We start from the raw sequence: 20,848 nt of genomic DNA on the forward strand, positions 1-20,848 counted from the left end.
CTATAGTCAACCCAATCATAAAAGGTTAGAAACAGTTAGGATCGCAGAAATAAAACAACATATTGATGAAGAATAAGTTGCTCCTGGCAGTATGCTTCAAAAGGTAGAAGCAACAGTTGAATTTGCCAAAATGAAGCCAACGAATAAAGCTGGGACCACGTTGTTGGACATTCTAAAGCAATTTATAGTTGTACAAAAAAATTTAAACTTCGTTAGTGATTCTTAGAGTGGAGCCTGTCTCCACTCTTTTCTTATGAGCATCCAATTCTATGACTTTAAATAATAAACAGAAAATCTAATAAAAAAGGAATGGAACGATTAGTAAACAAGAAATCTTTTTTATTGTTCATAGTTGTTTTAGTCAGCGGAAGCTAAACAAATAGAACAAAAGCTAAAGTAAGCTTTGCCTTTTTTTATGGTTGTGAGTAAAATAAAAATAACTTTATAAAACCTTTTTATGATATAATGTTTTTAAAACTGGAAAAAGGAGAGGCTTTATGAAGAAAAAAATAATAAGAATGTTGGTTCTATTACTTGTGTTGGTTCAAGTAATAGATGTAATTGGTATGTTTAGGTACTTAACTATCGCATATGCTGAAGAAACGGTTACTGATACAGTGGCGGAAGAAGTTAGTAGAAATGAGGAGAAACCGGAAGAACTAGCTACATCGATAGAAACGAAAGAAGACATCGATGCATCTGAGCTTTTGGAAAAACCAACGCTAGATGTTCCAGAAAAAAAATTATTTGCTAGTGATGAGAATCAACCAATAGCAGATGATCGAAATGAAGAAGGCCTTGTAAGAGTTAGTGAAAATGAAGAGATTCTGAAAAATAAAAATTACGAATTAACAACAGATTTTTATCCTCAGTTAGATAACGCTGATGGAACACCTAAATTAGATTATCTGGTAGGCGAAGAAATTATCTTGTACTCTAAACTAGAAATTTCCAGTGGCTATTTTCCATCTAAGCAAGTGAAATTTAGAGTGACATTAGCCAAAAAATATTTTCAGTATTTTGGAGTCGTTTCAGGTGGGCTAACCTTTCCAGTAAACAGCGAGCTTTCAGAAGATAGCGAGAATATTTATTTAGATATTACTATAGATGATGTTAAAACAGGCATAAATTTAGCTATCCCTTTCAGAGTGAAGCTTCTATCTAATCGGTTGTATTATGGAACTAAAGTCCCAATAACTCAAACGCTTTACGATCATAATGGGGAAGTATTAACAGAAAATTCTCTTGATTTAAAAGCGATAACGACGAATAGAAGGATTAGTTTTATTTATGGATCGTTATCTCAAAAGGTACCTAATGAATATGTTAACCAGGACAAATTAATTAGCTCAGATTTTATTGATGAAGTATCATATAGTATCTTTAGAGATAAATATACTGATGTAGGAGCTTCCTTAGTTGAAGTAAAGTTAACAGAAAACGTCATATTTAAGAAGGAAGACAATGATTCGGCATGGACATATGATGCTGTAAACCATTCAATTAGCGGGGAGTTTAAGTATAATATTTATACAAGTGGTGTATTTAAAGTCAGATATAAAAATGTTTATACGGAAACATCAGATTACCCTGTCCAATTCACCGGCAGTGTCAATGTACTGAACGAGCAAGGGGAAATTGAAACAAGCTTGGAAAAAACTAGTTCAGTTCAACAAAGAAAATTTTTTTCACAAGGCGTTGGTGCCACTACTAATAAATGGATGAGCTGGAAGAATTCTGATTCTAGATATTATATAAAAGAAAATAAGGATAAGGAACTAAGTGGCTGGATACGAGCCAATCACAACGGAGAAAAAGGTGGAATTTTTTTAAATACAATAGAAGATGTACCGACAAAAGTAGAGGGCTCTTCTCCGTTTACTCTTACGGAAGTTTGGTTGAGTACTGTTGGCAATCTGGCAAACACAGATAAAAATAAAGTATATGGTATCACTGAAGCAGGTGAAAAAACGTTAATTGCTGAGAATATAGGCAGTACGGCTTTTGTCTTAAAAGATCCGCAGCCTTTTGGATCGTTTTATATTGAATTTGACAAGGCGGTGGAATTAACCAGCTCAACTGATCAAGTTACATTAAATTTTTCTGCTAAACGAAGTTCAGCGTATTGGAAATATTTAAGTGAAAATTTATCTTCAGGGGCTCATTCGACAGGTAATAGAGGAAACCTTTACTATACTGACAAGGATGGTAATGTGAGAGAAAGTACTTCAAGTTCTTGGATTTATACTTATAAGCCTGTGAATACACTTAGCTTTTCAGGCGTATTAGATAAACCAACCGTATTTCTTGGTGAGCAATTTGAGATGGCATTGTATACTAGTGTAAGTAGCCCTACAAACCCTACTCTAATAAACCCTAAACTCTATGTCATACTTCCAAGAGGATTAGAATTAGTAGACTTTTTTTATGATACCGATAGTTTAAGGTATACGGAAAAGAAGAATTTTAAGAATAGTGGAAAGACAGCAATTGTTGTCGAACCAAAGACAGAGTTGAAATTAAAGGATTTTGAAAAAATATTTAATTCAAATAAAACAAAGCTATCCTTGCGGTTCAATAATGCTGCCAATTATGGTAATCAATCAATTGAATCCTATTTGACTTATGAGAATAATGGGGATGAAGGAATAAAGATGAGTGCATGGTCATATCAGCCATCTGAATCAGATCCTTATCAAATTATTAGTGAAGCCACCGAAAAAAAAGAGTTATTAGCCTATTCAAAACCTATTAGTCTGATTCCGCCAAGCAGTGTGTTTGTAGATACAGCTGCATCAGTCAATGAACAACAAGGGTTCGTTCACGGCAAAACAGACGCTGTTGATCAAGGAGATCAGTTTAAACAAAAGTTATCTATCCTAAATTACAGTAATAAAGCTGTTCCTAGTTTAACTGGCATCAACATTTTACCTCATGCAGGGGACTTAAGTACTGTAGCAAACGAAGACGGAGAGTATATTCCGAGAGGCTCAGATTTAGGGTATCTATTAGATGGAGAAGTAGAAGGACCAGATGGCTATACGGTTTATTATTCATACGATAAACCATCACATCTGATGGCGGAAAATAAGAATAAAAAATGGCAACAACAAGGCTCAAAAATTGACTATAATAAAGTCACGATGATTAAAATCGAGTTAACAAATGGCTTGTTAGAAAAAAATCAAGAGGTCGATTTTACTTTTCCAGTCAAAGTACCAATCAATAAGTCAATTAAGCATAATGATAAAATGGTTAATACCTTTACGGTAACGACGAATGATACCAACTGGATTGAATCAAGAGGGTCAGAAATTCCGGTAACAGCCTATTCGGTCAAAGGTTCAGTTTATCGAGACAAAAATAAAAATAGTCAAAAAGATTCAGATGAACCCTTTTTGGTAGGATACGAAGTAGAGTTGGAACAAGAGGAAGCAACAGAACCAATTGCGAAACAATTGACAAATAGTCGAGGAGAATATGATTTTTCACCTGTTCCTGCTAGAGGGGACTACACTGTTCGAATCAAAACTAAAGAAGGAGATGTCATCTCTGAATACTTACAGAGCAGCGAAGAGATAGTAGCAACAGACGTAAAACTTGATCCAGCAAATAATCAAGAGGGGATCGCAGCAGTCACTTTAGCACCAGAAGCTATTTCTCATACGATCAACATCGGTATTTATTCTGATCTTCCGATTTTAGGGACGGTGGAATTAACCAAAATAGATAGTGTAACAAAACAGGTGTTAGCTGGAGCTAACTTCCGTTTTGAGCAAGTCGATGGTGCAATAATCGAAGCTGACATAGCAACAGATGCAGAAGGTAAAATACGTCTAGAAAATGTACCATTAGGAGAGTATCAACTTGTAGAAACGGCTGCTCCGTTTGGATATGAGCTAGATTCAACACCAATTAGAGTTGAACTGCTAGATGAAGCGATAGTAAAACTAACGAAAGAAAATACGCCGATTCTTGTTCCTCCTAGCCTTCTTGGTTCCGCAGAGCTGATGAAAATAGATGGTGTAACAAAAGAAGCTTTATCTGGGGCTGTGTTCCAATTAGAAAGAGCAGATGGGCTCGTCGTCCAAAAAGAGTTAGTTACCAATACAGAAGGGAAAATAATAGTAACAGATTTACCATTAGGAAACTACCAGTTTGTAGAGACTGCCGCACCAACTGATTATAAACTAGACGTTGAACCTGTTTCATTTGAAGTGACAACAGCTAGAACCACAGTTCAAGTCACAAAAGAAAATGTTAAAAAATCTGAATCAATCCTCCAACTTTCAACAATGAAGCAACAAGGAAATGATACAGGGAATAAAACAAGGTTGCTACCAGCTACAGGGGAACAAGCATTAACCAAGCTTATCAACCTAGGATATGTTCTCTTATTTTTACTTTTACTATGGATGTTCTCGAAAAAAGTTCACGGAGAGTACTATAACGATAAATTGAACTACTAATTTACACATTAAAACCAAAAATAATCTCAAGAGTGAGGACTTGTCTTCGCTCTTTTTTTGCAAGTTTAGATTCTATAGTTATTTTACTTCAAAAAATTGAAGCTAAACAGCGTATTCTCTAGAATATCCGCTAGTAATCTGCTACAATGATTGAGAAGAATTTTTTAAGAAGAGTCTCTATCCTAAGGAGCTTAGCAACCTAGGCATAGCGACACTACACTAACGTTTCGATTAACCTATTGATCGAACCTTAAAGAAAGAGGAGAAAATAACATGATAGCAGTAAGTGATCTTAAAGCAGGTATGACTTTTGAACAAGATGGTAAATTGATCCGCGTAATGGATGCGAGCCACCACAAACCTGGTAAAGGAAATACCGTTATGCGTATGAAATTGAAAGATGTTCGGACAGGCACGACAACAGATACAACAATGCGCCCTGATGATAAAGTGAAAAAAGCGTTTATTGAAAATAAACCAGTACAATACCTATACAGCCAAGATGATACAGCGAATTTCATGGATTTAGAAACATATGAACAATACGAAATCCCAACTTCTGTGATTGAAGAAGAGCTAAAATATCTTTTAGAAAATATGGAAGTAAAAATCCAATTTTACGGATCAGAAGTCATCGGTATTACATTACCAACAACGGTTGTTTTAAAAGTAAAAGAGACACAACCATCGATCAAAGGTGCAACAGTTTCTGGTTCAGGGAAACCAGCTATCATGGAGACAGGTCTAGTAGTCAATGTTCCTGACTTTATCGAAGCAGATGAATCATTAGAAATCAATACCCAAGAAGGTACGTACTTAAAACGTGCATCAAAATAATTGTATGAAAGAGGTTGGGACAGGAGTATTTAATTCCGAAGGGATTGCTTCTGCTCCCACCGTTTATACGGATTCCATGTGAGCGGGATATGACTCAAAGAGTTATGTCCCACTCACTTTTTCTATGGAATCAGTAAACTTTTCGGACCTACTAAATGAGCTGACTATGGTACAATAAGTTGTATGTTTTTTAGCAGAAAGGGAGAGAAAAATGGGTTTTTTATTAACATTGTGCCTAGTTTTATTATTTACAAAACTTGCAGGACATTTTTGTAACCGAGTGGGGATTCCTTCGGTAATTGGAGAATTATTAGTCGGTATTTTGATTGGGCCAGCATTATTAGGATGGATCAAACCGGATGAATTTATGCATTATTTTTCTGAAATCGGTGTGATTATTTTAATGTTTATTGCTGGTTTGGAAAGTGATTTAGAATTATTGAAAAAGTATTGGCGACCTGCCTTAGCTGTGGCGCTTTTAGGTATTGTCTTTCCTGCGGCAATGGGTTTTGGTGTGGGAGAAGCCTTTCAATTTTCAGTGCAGAACTCTATATTTTTAGGTGTCCTGTTTAGTGCTACGTCTGTCAGTATTTCGGTTCAAGTATTAAAGGACCTAAAAAAAATAGATACAGAAGAGGGGGCTACGATCCTTGGGGCAGCTGTGGTCGATGATATCGTGGTTGTTTTGATTTTAGGTATTATGCTGAGCTTGATGAATCGTTCGTCACCAGGACAAAACTTGCCGATGTGGGAAGTTTTACTATTGAAAGTCTTTTTCTTTATTGTGATATTTGCAGCGAGTAAATGGTTGGTACCGTGGTTATTGAACCTAAGCAAAAAATTAATTGCGATTGAAGCTGTTTCAGCATTCTCTTTAGTGATTTGTTTAGGCTTTGCTTATTTTGCAGAAATGTTGGATATGGGTGCGATCATTGGTGCCTTTTTTGCAGGTGTCGCAATTGCTCAAACCGACTATCGCAAAAAAGTTGATGAAAAATTAGAGCCGATCGGATATGCGGTTTTTATTCCAATGTTTTTTGTTTCAATCGGATTAAATATGACGTTTGTCGGTATTTCAAAACATTTTCTCTTTATCCTTGTTTTGACTGCTGTAGCCGTGTTATCAAAATTGCTAGGTGGAGCATTAGGTGCTAGAGCCACTGGCTTTAAAGGGATTTCTACATTGATCATTGGTTCGGGTATGGTTTCTAGAGGGGAAATGGCCTTGATTATTGCCCAAGTAGGCTTGACCTCAAGCTTTCTTTCAGAAGAATACTATTCTTCTGTAATCATTGTTATTATTGCGACGACGATCATCGCACCATTACTTTTAAAAGGAACGATCATGAAACAAGAAAAACAACTGAAATACTAAGATAAAAAGAGTTTCGACTGACATACATCAGCTGAAACTCTTTTCATTTAATGAATCGACCCCATCAATTTTTTGATCGGTTTTTTACTAAGAATTAATAAAATACCCGCAATCACAGCAACAATGCCGACAATTCCAAAATAAGCCGATTCTGTTTGCGGCGTATAAAAACGTGCAATTTGTGCGTTGATTGCTTGTGAGGCAGCATCGGCTAAAAGCCAAATAGCAACGGTTTGTGACTCAAAAGCTTTAGGTGCAAGCTTTGTTGTGATCGACAGACCAACAGGGGAAATACACATTTCTCCAACAATCATAATGAAAAAGCTAAAGAATAGCCATAAGGGGCTGACTTTTGTATCCGTACCATAAAGTAAACCAGGCAACATCAAAAGAACAAAAGAAAGACCAGCGAAAACTAAACCTAATGAAAATTTGACTACAGTTGAAGGCTGTTTAGTACCAAGCTTAGTCCACAAAGTAACGAATATAGGTGTTAAGACAACCACAAAAATCGGATTCAATGATTGGAACCAACTAGGTGCAATCGAAAAACCAAATAAGGTATCATGGGTTCTTTCGCTTGCAAATAATGCTAAAATAGAAGAGCCTTGTTCTTCTAATGACCAAAATACGATTCCAGCTAGAAATAAGGGAATATACCCAAGAACTCTTGGCTTTTCTTCGGCTGTTACATTTTTAGAGGTCAACATTTTGATAAAATAATAAACTGGCAGTAAAATACCTAATATACTGACACTATTGATGAAAAATGCAATGGTCAACTGTCCCATAATAAAGGCGCCACCAAATATAACAATGATAAACACAAGCGCAATCAATAGAGAACGAACGAATTTTTTACGTTCCTCTGTTCCGATTGGATTTGTTGGGGTCAAACCAATACCCGATAATGATTTTTTTCCTTGCAAATAATACTGCAGCAAACCGAAAAACATCCCGAAGGCAGCCACAGAAAAACCAACGTGATAATTATACGTTTGACCTAATGTGCCGACAATGAAAGGCGCTAGTAAGGCACCAATGTTGATTCCCATATAAAAAATAGAGAAACCAGCATCACGACGTGTATCTGTTTTGGAATAAAGATGACCAACCATGCCAGAAACATTTGGTTTTAACATTCCTGTCCCGATCACGATCAAGAGAATAGAAAGAAATAAAGCAGAAATGCCAAAGGGCGTCGCCAAGACAATATGACCGACCATAATGAATACACCGCCAAAGAACACGGTCTTTCTAGCACCTAATACACGATCTGAAATCCAACCGCCAATAATGCTGGACATAAAAACCAATGATCCATAAATCGACATGATCGCCAAAGCTGTTTCTTTGGGCAAACCTAATCCGCCGTTTGCGACAGTATCATAGATATAATAGAGTAGAATCGCCCGCATACCATAATAACTAAATCTTTCCCACATCTCAGTAAAGAAGAGTGTAGACAATCCTTTTGGCTGACCCAAGAATGATTTGTCTAGCTGCTGCTCGTCCATAAAAAATAACCTCAATTCTTTTTAATATTCAGAAAATTTGTTTAACCTAGAATTTCTGAAAATAAATATATACAGTACATTTTAAACGCTTTATCTTTTAACTGTCATAAAGTTTCATGATTAGGCTATAAGAAAAAAAGAGTTTTTATTCATTTAATTTTAATTTTCGGCATAAAAGCAAAAGAAAGGAAGAATTTTTTGGAAAAACAAACAAAGCGACAACAAGAATGGGCAGCGCTTAAATATTTAATATTATCAAAATCACAACAAGATTATCGGTCGATTCGTAAATTGTTTAGTGAGCAGGGCTGGGATGATAAAAAGGAGCAGCAGTTTCGTAGCTATCTTCAGCACGCATTAGCCGAGGAACCAAAAAAAGGCAATAGCTTAAATGCTTATCAACACATCTGGGGTTATTTTAAGCATAAAGCAAATGACAACGAACGGGAAAAATACGAAGAGCTGCTGGATAGTTTCTCCTTGGCGCAGAACAAATTAGGCCCTTTTTTAAAAGAGCTAACGCTAAAATATGAAGAACCCTATCTTCGACAATCAAAATTGCTTTTTCCTGAAGAAGAAAAATAACTCAACAGTAACAAGAGAGATTGAAATAACGATTTTTAACTTTAAGTTCGTTATAAAAAAATAATCTCTCTTTTTTTTATGGTTAATCACTGATTGTTCATTAGTAAACGAACGTTTATAGAATAAAATGAAAAAACATATTGAATTTGATTTAGAAAATGAGTATACTGAATCAGTGGAAAGACGAACGAGGAGTGTGTACATGAACAAGAATGTTCCGTATTTTATTGTGGCACCAGGAATGATTTTATTACTATTTTTCTTAATGATTCCTTTGATTACAAGTATCATGCCAACTATTTTTTCAGATCAAGGGGTAACGTTTAGCAACTACCTCGAATTTTTTAAAGATGAATATAATTTATCGATCTTTTGGCGCACGATCAGAGTTTCGTTGATCGTTACCTTTATTTCAATTGTTTTGGGTATCCCTACAGCGTATTATATTGCAGGTGTTGGGAAAAAATGGCGAGGAATTTTAATGGCGATGACGTTATTTCCGCTGTTGACGAACTCGGTCATTCGTAGTTTTGCTTGGATTAACATTCTAGGTAAAACAGGTGTAATCAATACATTGTTATTAAATATAGGCGTGATCGATCAGCCGATGAATTTACTTTATACAGAATTTGCTATTATTATCGGCTCTGTCTATCTTTTTTTACCAACGATGATCATGACGCTTGTGGGTGTTATGGAAAATATCGAAGGAGAAATGCTAGAAGCCGCAGAAACATTAGGAGCAAGTCCCTTTACGGCTTTTAGAAAAGTAGTTTTGCCGCTTTCTATTCCCGGAACGATCGTTGGGAGCGTCTTAGTTTTTACAGGAACGTTGACTGCCTATACAACACCACAATTATTAGGTGGGAATCAAAAAATGATGATGTCGACCTTTTTATATCAGAAAGCCAATACGTTAGGCGATTGGCAAGCAGCAAGTGTTTTAGCCTTGATCATGATCGTTGTGACCTTGATCGTGATGAAAGGATTAGATGTAGTAGCTAAAAAAGTTGATAGGAGAGAAGCAAATAATGCGTAAACAAAAAGGAATGACGCTGATTGCGATCCTAGTATTTTTATTTCTATTTTTACCACTTTGCCTGATCGTTGTGACGTCATTTGGGACAGCTGCAGCAATTCAGTTTCCCATCAAAGGTTTTACTTTAGACTGGTATGCCAAAGCATTACAGTCAGATACATTTATGAGCAGCTTCAAATTAAGTTTAGGGATTGGCGTACTGGCGACCGCTTTAGCATTAGTAGTTGGGATTCCCGCTTCTTATGCCCTTGCTCGCTATTCAGTTAAAGGGAGAAATTTTATTAAAAGCTTCTTTTTATCTCCAACAGTGATTCCTGGAATCGTTGTTGGGTATACATTATTTCAATATATTGTGATCAAATTAGGGTTGCCGATTTTTCAAGGATTATTGATTGGTCATTTCTTGATCAGTTTACCCTATATTATTCGAGTTGTTGGTTCCAGCATGGAGCAATTGGATTATTCAATGGAGGAAGTAGCCTGGACATTAGGGTGCACGAAAATTCGTGCGTTTATCCGAATTGTATTACCGAATGTTTCTTCAGGGATTTTTGCAGCGTTTATGTTGGCATTTGTAAATTCGTTTAACAATGTTCCGGTTTCAATGTTTTTATCAGGACCGGGAGTGACGATGTTGCCGACTTCGCTACTTAGTTATATGGAATATAATTACGATCCAACTGTTTCAGCGATTTCAGTAATGTTGATGTTATTGACGATGGGCTTGATGTTTTTGATTGAAAAGACCTTGGGCTTAGCTTCAATAGCCTAAATAGCAAAGAAACGAGCTTGGACTTTGAACTTATAGGTAGAAAGAGGAGAAAATTTTGACTTTTGTTGATTTAAAGAAAATACGTGTCAGCTATGATGGCAAACAAGATATATTAAAAGATTTGAGTATTTCAATGGAAAAAGGCGAGTTAGTATCACTACTAGGGCCTAGTGGTTGTGGAAAAACAACAACATTACGAGTGATTGCCGGACTGATCAAACCAAATGATGGCACGTTTAAGCTTGAAGAGGATGATTTGACTAAAGTGCCTGTGCATAAACGAAATTTTGGTATGGTTTTTCAAAGCTATGCTTTATTTCCTCACTTAACAATTGCTGAAAATGTTGGGTTTGGGCTGAAACTAAGAAAAGAATCAAAAGCGAGCATTAATGAAAAAGTCGCAAAAATGTTAGAAGTCTGCGGTTTAGAAAATCTTGGAGAGCGTTATCCTAAACAACTTTCAGGCGGACAAAGACAGCGTGTGGCTTTAGCGCGTGCATTGATCATTGAACCTAAATTATTGTTGCTTGATGAACCTTTGAGTAATTTGGATGCCAAATTAAGAGTAGCTATGCGCATCGAGATCAAACGAATACAGCAACAATTAGGGATAACCACAGTATTTGTGACCCATGACCAAGAAGAATGTTTCTCTATCTCTGATAAAGTCGCTATCATGAATAATGGCGTGATCGAACAATATGACTCACCAGAAAAAATCTACCGTTTACCGAAAACAAAGTTTGTAGCACAATTTATCGGGTTTGAAAACTTTTTTGCAATACGTAAAACGGGTGCGGGGCAATATACTGCTGAAAATGGCCAACAATTCCAAACAACAAATCCACAGCCAGAAGCAACTGAAACCGTAGCGACCATTCGTCCAGAAGACATTGAGCTTGTAAAAGAGACATTACCTGATTCTATCGAAGGTTCTGTTATTGTGAGAACGTTCTTAGGAAAAAGCTATCAATATGAAGTAACAACGCCACTCGGAAAATTACTGGTCAACGGAACCAGTGAACAAATCTATGAAACTGGAGATACAGTCAATCTCGTTTTTCCAGCAGATAAATTAGTTGTTTTAGAAAAATAAACGATAGATGAAGGGGATTTAAACAAAATGAAAAAGAAATTAATGATCGGTGTTTTAGCAACAGCTACTTTATTAATGGCAGCATGCGGTAACAGCGAGGCCAATACAAAAGAAGAGAACAACAGTGGCAATAATACCTTAGTCGTTTCAACCTTTGGCTTAAGTGAAGATATTGTCAAAAAAGACATCATTGCTCCTTTTGAAAAAGCAAACGATGCAAAAGTTACATTAGAAGTTGGCAATAGTGCAGATCGCTACACAAAATTATTGAATAATCCAAATGCTGGAATTGATGTGATCGAGCTAGCCCAAGCCAATGCGACTCAAGGAAATAAAGAAGACTTATTTGAAAAAATAACTGAAAAAGATGTACCGAATATCAAAGAGTTGACGACAGGTGCCAAAGAAGTATACGAAAGCGGTGCGGGGATTCCAATTGCGGTTAATAGTATCGGTATTGTCTATAACAAAGAGAAACTTGGGAAAGAAATCACTAGCTGGGACGATCTATGGTCCTCAGACCTGAAAGGGAAAATCTCTGTACCAGATATCTCTACAACAGCTGGACCATTGATGTTATACATTGCGAGTGATCATGCTGGCAAAGATATCACGTCTGATAAAGGGGAAGCTGCTTTTACCGCAATGAAAGACTTAAAACCGAATGTTGTCAAGACGTATTCAAAATCATCGGATCTAGCAAATATGTTTCAATCTGGGGAAATCGAAGTTGCAGTTGTAGCGGATTTTGCAGTTGATATTATTCAAGGTGCATCTGAAGACGCAACCTATGTTGTTCCTGAAAGTGGTACTTATGCAAATTATAATACAATCAATGTACCAAAAAATTCTAAAAATAAAGAGCTAGCATATACATTTGTTAACGATCGTATTAGCGAAGCATCACAAAAAACAAAAGCAATTTCATTGAATGAAGGACCAACAAATAGCAACGTCACGCTTGATGAAGAACAAGCCGGAAATAAAACATATGGTCAAGTCGCAGATCGTGCCAAAACAGTTGATTTCTCCTTTATCAATGACAATTTATCAAGCTGGGTCGATCAGTGGAACCGCACAATGAATCAATAAACAATAAGAAGGGCGATAAGTATGAAAGTAGATATGATCATTCAAAATGCTTGGGTCTTCCAAACTGCGACCCAATCATTTATCAAAAAAAATGTCTCTATTAAAGATGGAAAATTTTATTATATCAGTCAAGCAGAAATGCAGAACTTAACGCCAAAAAAAATCATCAAAGCCGAGAATCAGTATATGATTCCCGGCTTGATTGATGCTCATATGCACATTGAAAGCTCCATGACGACACCAACGATTTTTTCAAAAGCAGTTTTACGTTTCGGTGTCACGACTGTTGTAGCAGATGCACATGAAATGGCAAACGTCTTTGGGTTAGAAGGATTAGATGAATTTATGAAAGCAGAAACTGAATTGGACATCTTCCATGCCATTCCGTCCTCTGTTCCGTCGACCACTCCTGAACTCGAAACCACTGGTGGAATCATCGGACTTCCAGAAGTAGCAGAACTATTGAAAAATCCTAAAATCATTTGTTTAGGTGAAGCGATGAATTTTAAAGGCATTGCCTATGAGCCAGAATCATTGATTCGAAAAATCATTGATTTATGCAAAAAAGAACGACCAACAATGCCACTGGAAGGTCATTGTCCAAAAATATATGAAGAAGAGCTGGCTGATTTCCTATTTAGTGGAATCACGTCAGATCATACCCATCAATTTCCAGTGTCGTTAAAAGAAAAAATTGAAGCTGGCGTTTTTATTCAATTTCAAAATAAATCGATCACACCTGAAAATATGCAGGTCATTATTGAAAATGAGTTTTATGAATATGCTAGCATTATAACGGATGATATAATGGCTGACGATTTGTTAAACGGCCACTTAAATGAGAATGTCAAAAAAGCGATGAAAGCGGGCTTACCAATCGAAAAAGCAATCTACATGACGACCTATACACCAGCAAGACGAATGGGGTTTCATGATCGTGGAGAAATTGCGCCAGGGCGTATCGCGGACTTTATTTTATTAAGTGATTTAGAAAATTTTTCTTTTGATGCTGTTTATAAAGCAGGTGAAAAAGTCTACGAAAAAGGAGCTGCAATTGACTATCCGGAGGTGATCGAGCAGTTTCCAGCCAGCTATCGACAATCTGTTCATTGTAAGGCACTTACAACGGATGATCTTGTCATCAAAATAGCAACTGAAAAAGAAAGTGTTCGTTGCAATGTGATCCAAAAGCAAGAAGTAGGCACTTTTACAGAGCGAATTACAAAAGAAATTCCAGTTAAAAATGGGATTTTACAATGGCAAGAGGCTGATTGTGCTTTATTGATCGTAATGGAACGGTATGGTAAAAATGGCAATACTTCATTTTCATTGATGGATAAACCAATCACTGAAAAAGGGGCGATCGCGACAACGTGGGCGCACGACCACCATAATGTAATGGTTATGGGGAACACACCAGAAGATATCGTATTGGCACAAAATAAATTAGTCGCGATCCAAGGCGGTTATATCGTTGTCTCTAATGGTGAAATCACAGGGGAATGTCCATTACCGATCGGTGGGATTTTATCTCAAGCGCCCATCGAAGAATTAGGCAGCTCGTTACAAAAAGTTCGTTCAAGTATGCAAGCATTGGGCTATCGAAATATGAATGAGATCATGTCATTTTCTACTTTATCTTTACCTGTTTCACCTGCAATTAAGGTGACAGATATGGGGATGATGGATACAAAAACCCAAGAATTTTATCCTTTGATCTTCCCAGAAGATGGAGTATTATTAAATGAAGACGCTGATTAAAAATGTTCACCTTCTTTCAATGGATAAGCAATTTTCAGAAATCAAAAAGGGCTATGTCTTGATCGAAGACCATTTGATTGCCAAAATCGGCTCAGTTTCTGAGCTTGATTCAGTGACTATTTCTGCGGATAAAGTGATTGATGGTAGAAATGGCATTCTGATTCCAGGAATGGTCAATACACATACACATGCTGGGATGATTCCTTTCCGTTCATTGGGCGATGATGTACCAGATCGACTTCGCAGATTTTTATTTCCATTAGAGCAATTTATGACGAAAGAATTAGTCAAAGCTAGCAGTGACTATGCGATTGCTGAGATGCTATTAAGTGGGGTAACTTCGTTTTGCGACATGTATTATTTTGAAGATGAAGTGGCTAAAAGTTGTAAAGAAATGGGAATCAGAGCGTTGGTAGGCGAAACCATCATCGATATGCCGACTTGTGATAGTCCACAACCTTCTGGTGGCTATGACTACTGCGAAATGTTCTTAAAAAAGTGGCAAAATGATCCATTGGTGACGCCGATCATTGCACCTCATGCACCAAATACAAATACTCCAGAAGTATTAAAGAAAATCGTGGTACTTAGTGAAAAATATAATGCGCCGATCACGATGCATGTATCTGAGATGACCTATGAAATAACAGAGTTTCAAGAAAAGTATAACCAAACGCCAATAGAATTTCTACAATCATTAGGCTATTTTGAACGAGAGTTTATTTTGGCTCACTGTATTTTAGTGAACGATCATGATTTAAAAATCCTTGAAGAATCAAAAGGAAAAGCGCGTGTTGCCCATTGTATTGGTGCGAATACAAAATCAGCGAAAGGGATTGCACCGGTCAAAAAAATGATTGAAAGAAATATCATTGTTGGTTTAGGGACGGATGGCCCAAGTAGTGGGAATACGCTAGATTTATTCAGTCAAATGCGTCTTTTTGCCAACAGTCATAAAACGTATCATCAAGACCGTGCCCTTTTTCCTGCAAGAGAAATTGTTCGTTTAGCAACGATTGGTGGAGCTGAAACACTAGGCTTAGCGAAACAAGTAGGATCAATCGAAATTGGTAAAAAAGCGGACTTAACATTGATTGAAACAGAGTCAGTCAATATGTTTCCGATTTTTGACCCATACTCCGCGATCGTCTATTCGGCTAATGCCAGCAATGTAGAGTCGGTGTGGGTAAATGGGGAACAGCTAGTGCGTGATAAAAAAATGGTTCATCATAAGCTGGATAAAATCAGAGAAAGCTTATATCGTGAAATGAGAGAGTTTGTTATAGAAGCAAAAAAACGATGAAAAGAGCTTGAAACGTGTTCTCATGTTTAAAAACCATACCACAAATCAAGTCATTCTTTTTAAGCTACTTTCAGAAGAAGAAATCGGTAAAATCTATCGTCAACGAAAAATTGACGTTGAACTCGCTTTCAGTTATTTGAAGGCTTGTTTGGCGTTCACTCGGTTCTTAGTTCGAGGAAAACAGCAGGCACACAATGAAATTGTATTCGTACTGATGGCTGTAAATTTAAGAAAATATAGGCTAAATAAGCCAGTAACCAAAGATGATTCTTCTAATCGGTAAAAAAATAGGAGACTGAAAATCCTTTTTACGATTTCCGGTCTTCTATTTTATGTTTCTTTATTTCGATACATAACAGTCAATCGGTTTTTGATACTCCATCCAATCATTCCGCTCTTCGTTAAAATATTGCGCTAAAAGAAAGCCAATGTAGGGTCCAGTTGTCAGTCCTGAAGAACCTAAACCACTGGCCACGACTGCAGTAGGATCGTTAGGTAAGCAATTGAAAAATGGTGCAAAATCAGATGTATAAGCACGTGTTCCCACACGATATGAAACAGGATACTGTTCAAAAAAGTTCGAATCCTCTAAAAAAGGCCCAGTTTTTTGCTGTAAATGAGTAAACGCTTCGGGGGTGGGCGTCAAATCAAAACCACCATCATTTTCATGAGTAGCCCCAACCAAAATTTGCCCATGTCCAAATGGAATTAAATCACTTTCGCCATCCAGCATAGCAACAGGCCAGCTGCCGCTGTTTTTATAAGGTGTTTCAAATGCTAATAATTGCCCTTTTTGTGGTCGGATATCGGTAGTCAGCCCAAGTGATTTTAACAAATCAGACAAGCCTGGTCCCGCACACAAAGCAATAGCATCAAAACTTTCTATTTGTTCTTTTGAGTGAACTCGCCACTGATTTTGCACTTGGCTAATGTGAACTTGCTCTGTTTTCAAAGTGATATTTCGACTAAGTGCACGCTGGCGTAAGGTTGCTAAGTAACTAGCACCGTCCAGCTTACCACCACCCGTGATAAACACTGCTGGTGAAGCACTCAATAAGGGTAGCTTTACCTTTACTTCCTCAGCGGATAGCAGCTGAACCGTTCCAATCTCAGGCGCTGTTTGTTTGCGTTCTTCAGCCAAATCGAGCAATGAGACAAGCTCGCGATCTTTTCTAAGGATCAACGTACCAGTTTGCTGATAGACACTATGTGGTAAAGCAAAATCCTGCACTAATTTAGGATAAAACGCTGCGCCATCTTTCGCAAGTTGATACCATTTCTTGTTCCGGCGTTTTGATAACCACGGGGAAATAATCCCGGCGCTAGCTTTCGTTGCTTGACCAATTGGATTATCATAAACAGTTACGCTATATTGTTTCAAATCAAGATAGTTGGCTAGGGTCAAACCAATGATCCCACCGCCGATGATTGCAATTTTTTTCATAAGTAACTCCTTTTAAATCGTTATGAATCAAGTAACTCATTTTTACATAAGTTTAGCTTAGATGCAAGAATCTTTGAAGCTGCTTGAGTTGACCTAGAATGAAATTTAACTCTAAAAAAATAACCTGAATTTAATGAGAAAACGCTTATTTTTATGGTATGATAATGAGTGTTCTATTCATTTAAAAAAGAAAACAACCATATAGGAGGTTACTGAATGAGAAATAAAAGATTAGGGTCTTTACTTGCGGCAACTTGCTGTATCGTTTTACTTAGCGGCTGTGGTTCTAGTAAAGAAAAGACTGGTGAAACTGGCCAAAAAGCAACAGGCAAGGAACAATCATTTTCAGTCGTGGCAAAACAAGAAATTCCATCCATCGATGCATCTGTTACAAACGATGTTGTGGGTTGGGGTGTGTTGAAAAATACAAGTGAAGGGTTGTTTCGTGCAGATAAAGCAGGCAAACTGATTCCAGCCGGTGCTGTCGAGCCACCGAAAATCAGTGAAGATGGCTTAACCTACAACTTTAAGTTACGAGAGGACGCTGTCTGGTCAAATGGAGAGCCTGTTGTGGCAGCAGATTACGTCTATGGATGGCAACGGACAGTAGAACCAAAAACGGCCTCAGAAGTTGCTTATTTATTTGAAGCTGTCAAAAACTATCAAGCAATCATGGATGGCAAAGTTCCCGCAACAGAATTAGGTGTTAAGGCATTAAGTGAGCACGAATTAGAAGTAACTCTAACCTCACCTGTGCCATACATGGAATCATTGTTATCACTACCACCATTTTTCCCGCAAAATGAAAAAGCAATCACCGATAATGGAGAAAAATATGCTAGTTCAAGTGAACACATGGTGTATAATGGTCCCTTTGTATTAAGTGATTTTGAAGGAGCTGGAACCGATACTAAATGGAGCTATTTAAAAAACGAGAAGTATTGGGATCAGGAAAATGTTACAATGGAAAAAATCAATTTTGATGTGGTAAAAGAAGATGCAACTGCACTCAATTTATTTCAGGATGGGCAAACAGACGATATCGTTGTGACTGGCGAGTTAGCACAGCAAATGGTAGACGATCCTGCCTTCTTTTCACAAGACATGTCAAATGCAACTTATGTAGAATACAATCAAAGTAAGAAAGAATTTCAAAATGAAAATCTTAGAAAAGCAATTTCCTATTCTCTAGACCGTCAAACTTTAGTAGATCAAGTTTTAGGAGATGGATCGATCGCCGCAACAGGTTTGGTTCCCAAAAATATGTCTTTCAATCCTGAAACAGAAGCTGATTTTGTCAAGGACTCTGGAAACCACTTGAAATACAACGCAGAAAAAGCTAAAGAATATTGGAGCAAAGCGCAGGCTGAATTAGGAATCAAGACACTCAAAATCAATTTACTTTCATCTGACGCTGATTCTGCTAAAAAAGTGGTAGAATATATGCAAGGTGCGATTCAAGAAACATTGAAAGGCATAACGGTAGAAGTTTCTTCTGTACCACTTTCTGTTCGCTTAGAGCGTGGAAATAGTGGTGATTTTGATATGATTTTAGTTGGTTGGGGTGCTGAGTATAATGATCCTAGCGTGTTCTTAGAATTATTTGCTTCAGATAATGTCAATAATAGCGGTAAATACAATAATAATAAATTCGATAAATATCTAAAAGCTTCTGCAACAACCAATGCAAGTGATCCTAAAGCACGTTGGACTGATTTGATCGAAGCAGAAACTATTTTAATGGATACAATGGGTGTTTGTCCGGTTTATCAAAAAGCAGAGGCGCACTTGCGTAATCCAAAGGTAAAAGGAATTCTACCTTCTGGTCCAGAATATGATTACAAATGGACTTATATTGAACAATAACATAAAGTAAAATGTTGCTACAGAAAGATTGTTCGGCTATTCGGGCCAATGATTCGTGAATGATATTCTATGTGTTATTCAGCGCTAAACGAGTCTGCTACGTTTTTAAATTAGGAGGTTTTTCTATGATTCATCGCTATATTCAAGTAACAGGTTCTTCCTTTGACCGAGGTGTGGCTATCGGTCAGGTACTGAAAATGCAGATCGAAACCAATTTATCCAGCCAAAAATTATTTTATAATGATCCACCTGAGATCGTTGCGAAGTGGTTGGAAAAAGCACAAATTTATCTGGAATATACAGAAAAATTTGCGCCAGAAGTAGTCGCCGAAATGCGTGGCGTTGCACAAGGGAGCGGCTTGGATTTTCAAGAAATTTTGTATCTTTATACCATTTACGAACGTTCTTTCTTTGATGAGTTGATCAGTGATAAGTGTACCTCTTTTGCCGCTCAAGGAAATGCAACATTTGATGGTTCTGTAATCTGCGGACAAACCAATGATGAACGATTGGATGAATATCGCTCTGAGGTGGACTGTGTGGTGCATCATGTTGAGGTAGACTCTGATTTTGAGTCGTTGATTTATAGTCACCCAGGTATTCCAGCCTATATGGGAATGAATAATTATGGTTTAGCCGTCATGTGGACATATATTGATAATGGGCAACGTCAAGCTGGTATTCCTACTGCTGGAATCATTAGAGAGCTGATCAATAAGAAAAGCTTAAAAGAAGCACGTGAGTATCTCTATAGTGTTCCTCATGCAGTGCCGAATCAGTTTAGCTTATCTCATTCGGTTGAAGGAATTGCAAGCTTTGAGTGTTTTCCCAATAAGATTTATGCTCATGAACCAGCGGATGTGATGATCCATGCCAATCACAATAGTATTGCATTGGAAGAGCCAGAAGAAGGTGGTTCTAAAACATCTCACGCTCGTTTTGAAGCAATGGAGGCGATTGTGAATGAAAATCATGGAATTATTGATGTGCAGTTGGGGAAACAATTTTTAGCCAATCATCGTAATTTTCCAAAAAGTGTTTGCAATCATCCTTCTCCGGAGCATCCACTATCCAAGTCTCTAGCTTCAATGATCTTTGATTTAGGCAAAGGTGAAATGCATCTAGCGTTCGGCAATGCCTGTGAACAGCCGTTTCATACCTATCGATTCAAACAATGGTTTGGATAGAAAGAGCGCGAGACAAGAGCGTTTATTTGGATTTAGAGTACGAAACAAACGGACCTTTCGTTTTGTTTCGTACTCTTTTCTTTTTTAGTGATCAATGGCGCTGGTGGTGTCGGTTCGATTTTGAATCAGCTCGCTCACTGAGCGGAACTAACTGTCTATGCTACTGCTAGTCCGGCCAATTTTGAGTGGTTGAAAGAAATTGGGGTAGATGGATTAATTGACACCAGCCGTTTGAAGAATAAATCGGTTAGTTTTGATTGGGAGTGCATGTTTGCCAAAACAGGTCATAACTATCAACTTCAAATCCAAGGAACAATCTTGGCGTTGCTTGCTAAACTTGCTCAAGCAGGGAAAATAGCCGTAACTGTAGGGAAAACTTATACAGTTAAGATCAATGCAGCGAACTTAAAAAAGCTTAGGAAAATGTTGAAGCGGGCCATATGCGTGAGAAAGTAGTGGTCAGTGCTCCATTTAATGGCAATGTCAGAAGTGAAAAGAGCTAAAA

The 20,848-nt window shown here is 37.3% G+C and carries 14 protein-coding genes and 2 pseudogenes; 14 read left to right on the forward strand and 2 right to left on the reverse strand.

What is annotated here, in order from left to right:
- Positions 1-497: 497 nt before the first annotated feature.
- The 3 genes from IGJ50_RS01875 to IGJ50_RS01885 all read left to right on the forward strand — a co-directional run bounded on the left by IGJ50_RS01875 (position 498) and on the right by IGJ50_RS01885 (position 6,681).
- A complete protein-coding gene (locus IGJ50_RS01875) occupies positions 498-4,469 on the forward strand; it encodes an MSCRAMM family protein (RefSeq protein ID WP_429948618.1) in 3,972 nt (1,323 codons plus the stop codon).
- Between the two features lie 273 nt (positions 4,470-4,742).
- On the forward strand, positions 4,743-5,306 hold the full coding sequence (gene efp, locus IGJ50_RS01880; RefSeq protein WP_010772247.1) for an elongation factor P: 564 nt from the start codon (positions 4,743-4,745) through the stop codon (positions 5,304-5,306).
- 211 nt (positions 5,307-5,517) lie between these two features.
- Positions 5,518-6,681 (forward strand): cation:proton antiporter, encoded by a 1,164-nt coding sequence (locus IGJ50_RS01885; protein ID WP_069641520.1) that lies wholly within the window; start codon positions 5,518-5,520, stop codon positions 6,679-6,681.
- Between the two features lie 47 nt (positions 6,682-6,728).
- On the opposite strand, the gene IGJ50_RS01890 is transcribed toward IGJ50_RS01885, so the two are convergent.
- Positions 6,729-8,198, reverse strand: coding sequence for a peptide MFS transporter (locus tag IGJ50_RS01890; protein ID WP_069641521.1), 1,470 nt, complete (start codon positions 8,196-8,198; stop codon positions 6,729-6,731).
- Between the two features lie 198 nt (positions 8,199-8,396).
- Here IGJ50_RS01890 and IGJ50_RS01895 point away from each other — a divergent pair, with 198 nt between their 5' ends.
- The 8 genes and pseudogenes from IGJ50_RS01895 to IGJ50_RS01930 form a co-directional block, all read left to right on the forward strand.
- Positions 8,397-8,783 carry a YbgA family protein gene (locus IGJ50_RS01895; protein WP_429948621.1) on the forward strand — a complete coding sequence of 129 codons (387 nt, stop codon included), beginning with the start codon at positions 8,397-8,399 and terminating at the stop codon, positions 8,781-8,783.
- Positions 8,784-8,985: 202 nt separating this feature from the next.
- Positions 8,986-9,822 carry an ABC transporter permease gene (locus tag IGJ50_RS01900; RefSeq protein ID WP_069641523.1) on the forward strand — a complete coding sequence of 279 codons (837 nt, stop codon included), beginning with the start codon at positions 8,986-8,988 and terminating at the stop codon, positions 9,820-9,822.
- The gene (locus IGJ50_RS01905; protein WP_207120915.1) at positions 9,815-10,594 is read left to right on the forward strand and encodes an ABC transporter permease; all 780 of its coding nucleotides are present in this window, start codon (positions 9,815-9,817) and stop codon (positions 10,592-10,594) included. Before IGJ50_RS01900 ends, IGJ50_RS01905 begins: the two co-directional genes overlap by 8 nt.
- A gap of 55 nt (positions 10,595-10,649) precedes the next feature.
- Positions 10,650-11,690, forward strand: coding sequence for an ABC transporter ATP-binding protein (locus IGJ50_RS01910; RefSeq protein WP_207120914.1), 1,041 nt, complete (start codon positions 10,650-10,652; stop codon positions 11,688-11,690).
- 27 nt (positions 11,691-11,717) lie between these two features.
- Entirely contained in the window at positions 11,718-12,782 is a 1,065-nt protein-coding gene (locus IGJ50_RS01915; RefSeq protein ID WP_069641526.1) for an ABC transporter substrate-binding protein, read from the forward strand.
- A gap of 21 nt (positions 12,783-12,803) precedes the next feature.
- On the forward strand, positions 12,804-14,543 hold the full coding sequence (locus tag IGJ50_RS01920; protein ID WP_429948624.1) for an adenine deaminase C-terminal domain-containing protein: 1,740 nt from the start codon (positions 12,804-12,806) through the stop codon (positions 14,541-14,543).
- Entirely contained in the window at positions 14,527-15,846 is a 1,320-nt protein-coding gene (locus tag IGJ50_RS01925) for an amidohydrolase (RefSeq protein WP_429948626.1), read from the forward strand. The genes IGJ50_RS01920 and IGJ50_RS01925 overlap by 17 nt, the downstream gene beginning before the upstream one ends.
- A gap of 22 nt (positions 15,847-15,868) precedes the next feature.
- Positions 15,869-16,096, forward strand: a pseudogene (locus IGJ50_RS01930) (transposase); the annotation flags it as partial.
- A 90-nt stretch (positions 16,097-16,186) separates the two neighbouring features.
- On the opposite strand, the gene IGJ50_RS01935 reads toward IGJ50_RS01930, so the two are convergent.
- Positions 16,187-17,290 carry an NAD(P)/FAD-dependent oxidoreductase gene (locus tag IGJ50_RS01935; protein WP_429948628.1) on the reverse strand — a complete coding sequence of 368 codons (1,104 nt, stop codon included), beginning with the start codon at positions 17,288-17,290 and terminating at the stop codon, positions 16,187-16,189.
- A 216-nt stretch (positions 17,291-17,506) separates the two neighbouring features.
- Here IGJ50_RS01935 and IGJ50_RS01940 point away from each other — a divergent pair, with 216 nt between their 5' ends.
- The 3 genes and pseudogenes from IGJ50_RS01940 to IGJ50_RS01950 form a co-directional block, all read left to right on the forward strand.
- Positions 17,507-19,156 carry a peptide ABC transporter substrate-binding protein gene (locus IGJ50_RS01940; protein WP_429948630.1) on the forward strand — a complete coding sequence of 550 codons (1,650 nt, stop codon included), beginning with the start codon at positions 17,507-17,509 and terminating at the stop codon, positions 19,154-19,156.
- 125 nt (positions 19,157-19,281) lie between these two features.
- A complete protein-coding gene (locus tag IGJ50_RS01945; protein ID WP_207120909.1) occupies positions 19,282-20,343 on the forward strand; it encodes a C45 family autoproteolytic acyltransferase/hydolase in 1,062 nt (353 codons plus the stop codon).
- 84 nt (positions 20,344-20,427) lie between these two features.
- Positions 20,428-20,846, forward strand: a pseudogene (locus tag IGJ50_RS01950) (zinc-binding alcohol dehydrogenase family protein); the annotation flags it as partial.
- Positions 20,847-20,848: the final 2 nt, after the last annotated feature.

The sequence above is a fragment of the Enterococcus sp. AZ101 genome (genome assembly GCF_050499005.1).
In the GTDB taxonomy this organism is placed as follows: domain Bacteria; phylum Bacillota; class Bacilli; order Lactobacillales; family Enterococcaceae; genus Enterococcus_L; species Enterococcus_L ureilyticus.

What these genes read in the sequence shown, in the direction of transcription:
- IGJ50_RS01900 (WP_069641523.1), top strand. Translation starts at nt 8,986, where the DNA reads ATGAACAAGAATGTTCCGTATTTTATTGTGGCACCAGGAATGATTTTA.
- IGJ50_RS01945 (WP_207120909.1), top strand. Translation starts at nt 19,282, where the DNA reads ATGATTCATCGCTATATTCAAGTAACAGGTTCTTCCTTTGACCGAGGT.
- IGJ50_RS01875 (WP_429948618.1), top strand. Translation starts at nt 498, where the DNA reads ATGAAGAAAAAAATAATAAGAATGTTGGTTCTATTACTTGTGTTGGTT.
- IGJ50_RS01905 (WP_207120915.1), top strand. Translation starts at nt 9,815, where the DNA reads ATGCGTAAACAAAAAGGAATGACGCTGATTGCGATCCTAGTATTTTTA.
- IGJ50_RS01915 (WP_069641526.1), top strand. Translation starts at nt 11,718, where the DNA reads ATGAAAAAGAAATTAATGATCGGTGTTTTAGCAACAGCTACTTTATTA.
- IGJ50_RS01885 (WP_069641520.1), top strand. Translation starts at nt 5,518, where the DNA reads ATGGGTTTTTTATTAACATTGTGCCTAGTTTTATTATTTACAAAACTT.
- IGJ50_RS01935 (WP_429948628.1), bottom strand. Translation starts at nt 17,290, where the DNA reads ATGAAAAAAATTGCAATCATCGGCGGTGGGATCATTGGTTTGACCCTA.
- IGJ50_RS01920 (WP_429948624.1), top strand. Translation starts at nt 12,804, where the DNA reads ATGAAAGTAGATATGATCATTCAAAATGCTTGGGTCTTCCAAACTGCG.
- IGJ50_RS01925 (WP_429948626.1), top strand. Translation starts at nt 14,527, where the DNA reads ATGAAGACGCTGATTAAAAATGTTCACCTTCTTTCAATGGATAAGCAA.
- efp (WP_010772247.1), top strand. Translation starts at nt 4,743, where the DNA reads ATGATAGCAGTAAGTGATCTTAAAGCAGGTATGACTTTTGAACAAGAT.
- IGJ50_RS01890 (WP_069641521.1), bottom strand. Translation starts at nt 8,198, where the DNA reads ATGGACGAGCAGCAGCTAGACAAATCATTCTTGGGTCAGCCAAAAGGA.
- IGJ50_RS01940 (WP_429948630.1), top strand. Translation starts at nt 17,507, where the DNA reads ATGAGAAATAAAAGATTAGGGTCTTTACTTGCGGCAACTTGCTGTATC.